Origin of the sequence: Tardiphaga sp., from assembly GCF_025356345.1 — a bacterium.
GTDB lineage: Bacteria > Pseudomonadota > Alphaproteobacteria > Rhizobiales > Xanthobacteraceae > Tardiphaga.
This window is the reverse complement of record NZ_JANXTC010000073.1, coordinates 1-6,343: the sequence shown is the minus strand read 5'-3', so window position 1 is coordinate 6,343 and position 6,343 is coordinate 1. Positions and strand designations below refer to the sequence as shown.

The 6,343-nt window shown below is 60.3% G+C and carries 13 protein-coding genes and 2 pseudogenes; all 15 read right to left on the bottom strand.

Annotated elements, in window-relative coordinates:
- A pseudogene (locus tag Q0S16_RS04110) lies at positions 1-554 on the bottom strand (preprotein translocase subunit SecY); the annotation flags it as partial.
- 147 nt (positions 555-701) lie between these two features.
- A complete protein-coding gene (gene rplO, locus Q0S16_RS04105; RefSeq protein ID WP_295845346.1) occupies positions 702-1,193 on the bottom strand; it encodes a 50S ribosomal protein L15 in 492 nt (163 codons plus the stop codon).
- 114 nt (positions 1,194-1,307) lie between these two features.
- The gene (rpmD, locus tag Q0S16_RS04100; protein WP_295845342.1) at positions 1,308-1,502 is read right to left on the bottom strand and encodes a 50S ribosomal protein L30; all 195 of its coding nucleotides are present in this window, start codon (positions 1,500-1,502) and stop codon (positions 1,308-1,310) included.
- A gap of 79 nt (positions 1,503-1,581) precedes the next feature.
- Positions 1,582-2,154, bottom strand: coding sequence for a 30S ribosomal protein S5 (gene rpsE, locus Q0S16_RS04095; protein WP_295845337.1), 573 nt, complete (start codon positions 2,152-2,154; stop codon positions 1,582-1,584).
- A gap of 70 nt (positions 2,155-2,224) precedes the next feature.
- The gene (gene rplR, locus Q0S16_RS04090) at positions 2,225-2,587 is read right to left on the bottom strand and encodes a 50S ribosomal protein L18 (protein ID WP_295845334.1); all 363 of its coding nucleotides are present in this window, start codon (positions 2,585-2,587) and stop codon (positions 2,225-2,227) included.
- Between the two features lie 11 nt (positions 2,588-2,598).
- Positions 2,599-3,132 (bottom strand): 50S ribosomal protein L6, encoded by a 534-nt coding sequence (rplF, locus tag Q0S16_RS04085; RefSeq protein ID WP_295845333.1) that lies wholly within the window; start codon positions 3,130-3,132, stop codon positions 2,599-2,601.
- A gap of 13 nt (positions 3,133-3,145) precedes the next feature.
- Entirely contained in the window at positions 3,146-3,544 is a 399-nt protein-coding gene (gene rpsH / locus Q0S16_RS04080) for a 30S ribosomal protein S8 (RefSeq protein WP_265083158.1), read from the bottom strand.
- Between the two features lie 12 nt (positions 3,545-3,556).
- Positions 3,557-3,862: a 30S ribosomal protein S14 gene (gene rpsN / locus Q0S16_RS04075; RefSeq protein ID WP_295845328.1), complete on the bottom strand. Its 306-nt coding sequence runs from the start codon at positions 3,860-3,862 to the stop codon at positions 3,557-3,559.
- 43 nt (positions 3,863-3,905) lie between these two features.
- On the bottom strand, positions 3,906-4,460 hold the full coding sequence (gene rplE / locus Q0S16_RS04070; protein ID WP_295845325.1) for a 50S ribosomal protein L5: 555 nt from the start codon (positions 4,458-4,460) through the stop codon (positions 3,906-3,908).
- Positions 4,453-4,767 carry a 50S ribosomal protein L24 gene (gene rplX / locus Q0S16_RS04065; RefSeq protein ID WP_295845323.1) on the bottom strand — a complete coding sequence of 105 codons (315 nt, stop codon included), beginning with the start codon at positions 4,765-4,767 and terminating at the stop codon, positions 4,453-4,455. Before rplX ends, rplE begins: the two co-directional genes overlap by 8 nt.
- A complete protein-coding gene (gene rplN / locus Q0S16_RS04060) occupies positions 4,767-5,135 on the bottom strand; it encodes a 50S ribosomal protein L14 (RefSeq protein WP_295845321.1) in 369 nt (122 codons plus the stop codon). Before rplN ends, rplX begins: the two co-directional genes overlap by 1 nt.
- A 62-nt stretch (positions 5,136-5,197) precedes the next feature.
- Positions 5,198-5,446, bottom strand: a complete 249-nt coding sequence (gene rpsQ, locus Q0S16_RS04055) for a 30S ribosomal protein S17 (RefSeq protein ID WP_295845320.1) — start codon at positions 5,444-5,446, stop codon at positions 5,198-5,200.
- 10 nt (positions 5,447-5,456) lie between these two features.
- Complete coding sequence (gene rpmC, locus Q0S16_RS04050) at positions 5,457-5,666, bottom strand: 50S ribosomal protein L29 (protein ID WP_295845319.1); 210 nt, start codon at positions 5,664-5,666, stop codon at positions 5,457-5,459.
- A gap of 10 nt (positions 5,667-5,676) precedes the next feature.
- Positions 5,677-6,090 carry a 50S ribosomal protein L16 gene (rplP, locus tag Q0S16_RS04045; RefSeq protein WP_295845316.1) on the bottom strand — a complete coding sequence of 138 codons (414 nt, stop codon included), beginning with the start codon at positions 6,088-6,090 and terminating at the stop codon, positions 5,677-5,679.
- Positions 6,091-6,122: 32 nt separating this feature from the next.
- Positions 6,123-6,343, bottom strand: a pseudogene (locus Q0S16_RS04040) (30S ribosomal protein S3); the annotation flags it as partial.

Below are 6,343 nucleotides of genomic sequence, written 5' to 3'. Positions count from 1 at the left end.
GTGATCTGTTCGCCGAGCCACATGAGAAACATCGTGCCGCCGACGAGCGAGACCACGCAAGACACGCGGAAGAACAGGCCGGGGTCGATGACGGCGGAATTGCCAAAGCTGCTGTGCATGCCCTCCAGGCCGACGGCGATGCCGTAGGACTGGAAAGCGGCCAGGATCACGGTCAGGTAACGGGTGTACTGGTTGAGCGCCTTGCGGCCGGATTCGCCCTCTTTCTTGAGGGCCTCGAGCTGCGGGGACACGGTGGTGAGCAACTGGATGATGATCGATGCCGAGATGTACGGCATGATGTTGAGCGCAAAAATCGCCATGCGATTGATGCCGCCGCCCGCGAACATGTTGAACATGCCGAGGATGCCGCCGGCCTGCGACTTGAACACCGCCTCCCAGGCCGCGGGGTCGATGCCCGGCAGCGGGATGTAGGTGCCGAACCGATAGACCAGCAGCGCCCCCAGCGTGAACCAGATGCGCTTCTTCAGTTCATCGGCCTTGCCGAGTGCCGAAAAGTTTAGATTGGCGGCAAGCTGTTCTGCTGCTGAGGCCATAGTGTCTTTCTCCCGCGCCCCTCGCGCCAAGGTGCCCCGACAAGCGGGGCACTCAGCAGACGCCGGACATTAAATGGTGCTCGGCATTGATAAATTCTACCGCCGCATCGTGCAAGTCGCCTGCGCGAGCAGGCGATGACGCAGATGTTAAGCGGCCTCGCCTTCGGCCTTCTTCGGCTTCGGGTTGAGGATCTTCACGGTGCCGCCAGCCTTCTCGATCGCCTCGATGGCGGTCTTCGACGCGCCATGGACCTCGATGTTCAGCTTGGCGGTGATCTCGCCACGGCCGAGCAGGCGCAGGCCGTCCTTGACGCGGCGGATGACGCCGGTCTTGACCAGCGATTCCGCGGTGACCACGGCGCTGGCATCAACCAGCTTGGCGGTGACAGCCTCCTGGAGACGATCCAGGTTGATCTCGGTGAAGTCGAGACGGAAGATGTTGTTGAAGCCGCGCTTCGGCAGACGACGATGCAACGGCATCTGTCCGCCTTCGAAGCCCTTGATACGCACGCCTGAACGCGCGGTCTGGCCCTTGCCGCCGCGGCCGGACGTCTTGCCCTTGCCGGAACCGATGCCACGGCCGACGCGCATCCGCTTTTTGCGGGAGCCGGCGTTATCGGCGATATCGCTGAGCTTCATCGTTCTCTTCCCTCTGTCGAGCCGCCGTCCTGAGGAATCGGTAAACCGGCCTCCAAGGTACGACGGTTGTCACCTGGCACAGCCGACCCGCGGCTGCCTTGAGGTGACGTGAGCTTACTTATCCTCGACCACGCGGACGAGGTGCTGAACCTTGGCGATCATGCCACGAACCGAAGGAGTATCTTCCAATTCGGTGACGCGACCAATCTTATTGAGCTTCATGCCGATCAGGGTCGCGCGCTGCGAGTGGTGGCGGCGGATTGCGCTGCCGATCTGCTCGACCTTGATCATCTTTGCGGCGGTTGCCATCGTGGTAACTCCAAAAGTGCCTTTAAGAGGCATGATCTTATCGGAAAACCGGAAAACCACTTTTCCGGATCATGCCTTGTTACTCGGCGACCACTTCAGCGTCACCGCCGACGCGGCGCGACTGCAGGGTGGACACCTTGATGTTGCGGCGCGCGGCGACCGAACACGGCGAATCCTGATGCTTCAGCGCGTCAAACGTGGCGCGAACCATGTTGTATGGATTCGACGAACCGATCGACTTGGCCACAACGTCCTGGACGCCCAGGCTTTCGAACACGGCGCGCATCGGGCCGCCGGCGATGATACCGGTACCGGCTGGTGCCGCACGCAGATAGACGCGGCCCGCACCATGGCGACCAGCGATATCGTGGTGCAACGTACGACCTTCGCGCAACGCGACGCGCGTCAGATTGCGCTTGGCCGACTCGGTGGCCTTGCGGATCGCTTCGGGAACTTCACGGGCCTTGCCGTGACCGAAACCGACCCTGCCCTTTTGATCGCCGATGACGACCAGCGCAGCAAAGCCGAAGCGCTTGCCACCCTTGACGACCTTGGCCACCCGGTTGATGTGGACGAGCTTGTCGACGAATTCACTGTCGCGCTCTTCCCGGCCACCCCTGTGGCCACCACCGCGCTCGCGTTCACCTGCCATGGTGTTTTCCAATCCTTGAGAGGCTTTCGCCCCAATCCTGTGTCCGTTCAATCAATGAAAGCATCGTCGCTTAGAAGCTGAGGCCGCTTTCGCGGGCCGCATCAGCAAGCGCCTTGACGCGACCATGGTAGAGATAGCCACCACGATCGAAGATAACTTCCTTGACGCCATTCTTGACCGCGCGTTCCGCCAGCAGCTTGCCGACGGCCTTCGCCGCATCGACGTCCGCGCCGGTCTTGCCGGTTTCGCGCATCGCCTTTTCCAGCGACGACGCCGAAGCAAGCGTCTCGCCCTTCAGATCGTCGATGACCTGGGCGTAGATGTGCTTCGACGAGCGGAAGACCGACAGCCGCGGACGACCATTCGCGGTCCTGCGCAGAGAGAGCCTTACGCGCTGCTTGCGCCGGGCATTCGTAATCTTGAGTTTCGACATGACCGGCTCCGTTACTTCTTCTTGCCTTCCTTGCGGAAGATAAACTCGTCGGAATATCTGACGCCCTTGCCCTTGTAGGGCTCCGGCGGACGGTAGCTGCGGATTTCCGCGGCCACCTGACCAACGCGCTGCGAATCGTTTCCGGAGATGAAGATCTCAGTCGGCTTCGGCACCGTGATCAAGATCCCCTCCGGGATGTCGTAAACGACATCGTGGCTGTAGCCGAGCGCGAGCTGCAGCTTCTTGCCCTGCAGCGCGGCACGATAACCAACGCCGGTGATGTCGAGCTTCTTTTCAAAGCCCTTGGTAACGCCTTCGAGCAGATTCGCAATCTGCGCCCGGGCGGTACCGTAAAGCGCGCGAGCGCGGTTGGTTTCGACGCGCGGAGCCACCGTGATGGATCCGTTGTCGAGCTTCACCGAGACGTCGTCGTGCACTATGAACTGAAGCTGACCCTTCGGCCCCTTCATCTTGACGATCTGGCCCTCGACGGTCGCGGTAACGCCCGCGGTGACCGTGACAGGCTTTTTGCCAACTCGTGACATGGCTAATCCTTCCTCAGAACACCGTGAAGAGAACTTCGCCGCCCACGTTCGCTTCACGCGCCTCGTGGTCAGCCATAATTCCCTTGGGTGTCGACAAAACCGAAATGCCAAGACCGTTCTTCACTCGCGGCAGGTTCTTCACCGAGACGTAAACACGACGTCCTGGCTTGGAAACGCGATCGATTTCACGGATGACCGGTTCGCCATCGAAATACTTCAGCTCGACTTCAAGCTCGCTGCGCCCGCTCGAATGCTCGACGCTGGCGTAGCCACGGATGTAGCCTTCGTTCTTCAGCACTTCGAGCACGTTGGCGCGCATCTTCGAGCCCGGGGTCGAAACCTTGGGCTTGGAGCGCATCTGCGCGTTACGGATACGGGTGATGAGATCGCTGATCGGGTCGTGCGTTGACATGATACGATCCCCTTACCAGCTCGACTTCACGAGCCCGGGAACCAGGCCCTTCGAGCCCAGGTCACGCAGCGCGATACGGCTGAGCTTGTTGATACGATAGACCGAACGCGGACGGCCGGTGATTTCGCAACGGTTGCGAATCCGAACCGCGGAGGAGTTACGCGGAAGCTCGGACAGCTTCATCGTCGCGGCGAACCGCTCCTCCATCGGCTTGGTCTTGTCGGCGATGATCGCCTTCAGCCGCGCGCGCGCCGGAGCGGCGTTCTTGGTCATCAGCTTCCGACGATTGTTCTTCTCGATCGAACTCTTCTTTGCCATGCTTGGCTCCTAAGTTACCGCGTTTGAAAAGCTTGTCAGCTTCTCACTGCCGGAACGGGAAATTGAAGGCGGTCAACAGCGCGCGGGCTTCGTCGTCGGTTCGCGCCGTGGTGCAAACCGTGACGTCCATACCCCACGTCTCCCCCATCTTGTCGAAGTCGATTTCGGGGAAAATGATGTGCTCTTTGATGCCCAACGAGTAATTGCCGCGACCGTCGAAGCTCTTCGGGTTCAAGCCACGGAAATCTCGGACGCGCGGCAGCGCGACGTTGATCAGGCGGTCGATGAACTCGTACATCTTGATCTTGCGCAGCGTCACCTTGGCACCGATCGGCTGATTTTCACGCAGCTTGAAGGTGGCGATGGCGACGCGCGAGAACGTGATGACGGGCTTCTGACCGGCAATCAGCGCAAGATCGGCAGCTGCCGTATCGGCCTTTTTACGGTCATTTACGGCTTCGCCGATGCCCATGTTGAGCACGACCTTGTCAAGCCGGGGAACCTGCATGACATTCTCATAGCCGAACTGTTCGGTGAGCTTGCCGCGGATTTCCTTGTCGAACTGTTCGCGCAGACGCGGAACGTATGTCTCAGACATCGATCTGATCTCCCGAGCGCTTGGCGATCCGTACCTTGGTGCCATCCGCCTGAACCTTGAAACCCACGCGGGTCGGCTTGCCGTCCTTGCCGACGATGGCAATGTTCGACAGCTGGATCGGCGACTCTTTCGAGATGATGCCGCCCTCTTGCGCCTGGGTCTGCTTCTGATGCTTCTTCACGAGGTTGACGCCACGAACCAGCGCCTTACCTTCGGTCGGACGCACCTCGAACACCTCGCCGGTGCGACCCTTGTCACGACCGTTCAACACGATGACCTTGTCACCCTTGCGAATCTTGGCAGCCATTACAGCACCTCCGGCGCAAGCGAGATGATCTTCATGTGGTTCTTGGCACGCAATTCACGCGGCACGGGCCCGAAGATACGGGTGCCGATCGGCTCGGACTGATTGTTGATCAGCACGGCCGCATTGCGGTCGAAGCGAATCACAGACCCGTCAGCGCGGCGAATGTCCTTGCGGACACGAACCACGACGGCCTTCATGACATCGCCCTTCTTGACCTTCCCGCGGGGGATGGCTTCCTTGATAGATACGACAATAATGTCGCCAACAGTAGCATACCGGCGCTTGGAACCTCCAAGAACCTTGATGCACATAACACGGCGTGCGCCTGAATTATCGGCCACGTCGAGGTTGGTCTGCATCTGAATCATTGATGCACCTCGTCCTCTTTTTAATGCGCAAAGTCGCGCGTAGTGATGGGGCGCAAGCGCGCTTAGGCGGTCTTCTTCTGGTCACCCCGGACAACCGTCCAGCGCTTCAACTTCGAGATCGGCTTGCTCTCTTCAATCACCACCGTGTCGCCCGGCTTGAACTCATTGTTCTCGTCGTGGGCATGGTAGTTCTTGGAGCGGCGGATGGTCTTCTTGTAGATCGGATGGGTAAAGCGGCGATCGACGCGCACGACAACCGTCTTGGCTTGCTTGTCGCTGACGACCACGCCCTGCAGAGTACGTTTCGGCATGTTCGGCCCCTTACTTCGACTTCACGTCGCGCTTTTGCGCGGCGATGGTCTTGATTCGTGCGATGTCGCGGCGAGCTTCACGCAGGCGCGTCGTGTTTTCCAGCTGCCCAGTGGCGCGCTGGAAGCGCAGATTGAAACGCTCCTTCTTCAGACCGACGACGGCGTCGTCCATCTGATCAGGGCTCATAGCGCGGATATCGGCGGTTTTCAAATCGGCCATGATGTCACCCTTACTCGGCAATGCGCGTGACGAAACGCGTCTTGATCGGCAGCTTCGCGGCGGCCAGCGTGAACGCTTCCTTGGCGACCTGGCTGGTGACGCCGTCGATTTCGAACAGTACACGACCCGGCTTGACGCGCGCTACCCAAAGTTCCGGCGTACCCTTGCCGGAACCCATTCGGACTTCGGCAGGCTTCTTCGAGACCGGCAGATCCGGGAAAATCCGGATCCAGACGCGGCCGGCACGCTTCATGTGTCGGGTCAGCGCGCGACGGGCAGCCTCGATCTGACGGGCGGTAAGGCGCTCGGGCGCCATCGCCTTCAGGCCGAACTGACCGAATGCCAGGGTTGCGCCCGAAGTCGCAACGCCGTGAATCCGGCCCTTATGCGCCTTCCTAAACTTGGTCTTCTTTGGTTGCATCATGGCTTACGCCCTCAAACCTTCTAATTAAACGTTCAAGCTGCGTCGCGACGCGGGCGGGAATTGTCACCCTCAGCCATGCGCTTGTCCTGGGCCATCGGATCGTGCTCAAGGATTTCGCCCTTGAAGATCCAGACCTTGACGCCGCAGGTGCCGAACGTGGTGAACGCGGTCGCCACGCCATAATCGATATCGGCGCGCAGCGTATGCAGCGGCACGCGGCCTTCGCGATACCATTCCATACGCGCGATTTCGG

Coding starts and splice junctions, on each gene's coding strand:
- rplN (WP_295845321.1), bottom strand. CDS start 5,135: ATGATTCAGATGCAGACCAACCTCGACGTGGCCGATAATTCAGGCGCA.
- rplO (WP_295845346.1), bottom strand. CDS start 1,193: ATGAAGCTCAGCGATATCGCCGATAACGCCGGCTCCCGCAAAAAGCGG.
- rplE (WP_295845325.1), bottom strand. CDS start 4,460: ATGTCTGAGACATACGTTCCGCGTCTGCGCGAACAGTTCGACAAGGAA.
- rplP (WP_295845316.1), bottom strand. CDS start 6,090: ATGATGCAACCAAAGAAGACCAAGTTTAGGAAGGCGCATAAGGGCCGG.
- rpsE (WP_295845337.1), bottom strand. CDS start 2,154: ATGGCAGGTGAACGCGAGCGCGGTGGTGGCCACAGGGGTGGCCGGGAA.
- rplR (WP_295845334.1), bottom strand. CDS start 2,587: ATGTCGAAACTCAAGATTACGAATGCCCGGCGCAAGCAGCGCGTAAGG.
- rpsQ (WP_295845320.1), bottom strand. CDS start 5,446: ATGCCGAAACGTACTCTGCAGGGCGTGGTCGTCAGCGACAAGCAAGCC.
- rplF (WP_295845333.1), bottom strand. CDS start 3,132: ATGTCACGAGTTGGCAAAAAGCCTGTCACGGTCACCGCGGGCGTTACC.
- rpmC (WP_295845319.1), bottom strand. CDS start 5,666: ATGGCCGATTTGAAAACCGCCGATATCCGCGCTATGAGCCCTGATCAG.
- rpsN (WP_295845328.1), bottom strand. CDS start 3,862: ATGGCAAAGAAGAGTTCGATCGAGAAGAACAATCGTCGGAAGCTGATG.
- rpmD (WP_295845342.1), bottom strand. CDS start 1,502: ATGGCAACCGCCGCAAAGATGATCAAGGTCGAGCAGATCGGCAGCGCA.
- rplX (WP_295845323.1), bottom strand. CDS start 4,767: ATGGCTGCCAAGATTCGCAAGGGTGACAAGGTCATCGTGTTGAACGGT.
- rpsH (WP_265083158.1), bottom strand. CDS start 3,544: ATGTCAACGCACGACCCGATCAGCGATCTCATCACCCGTATCCGTAAC.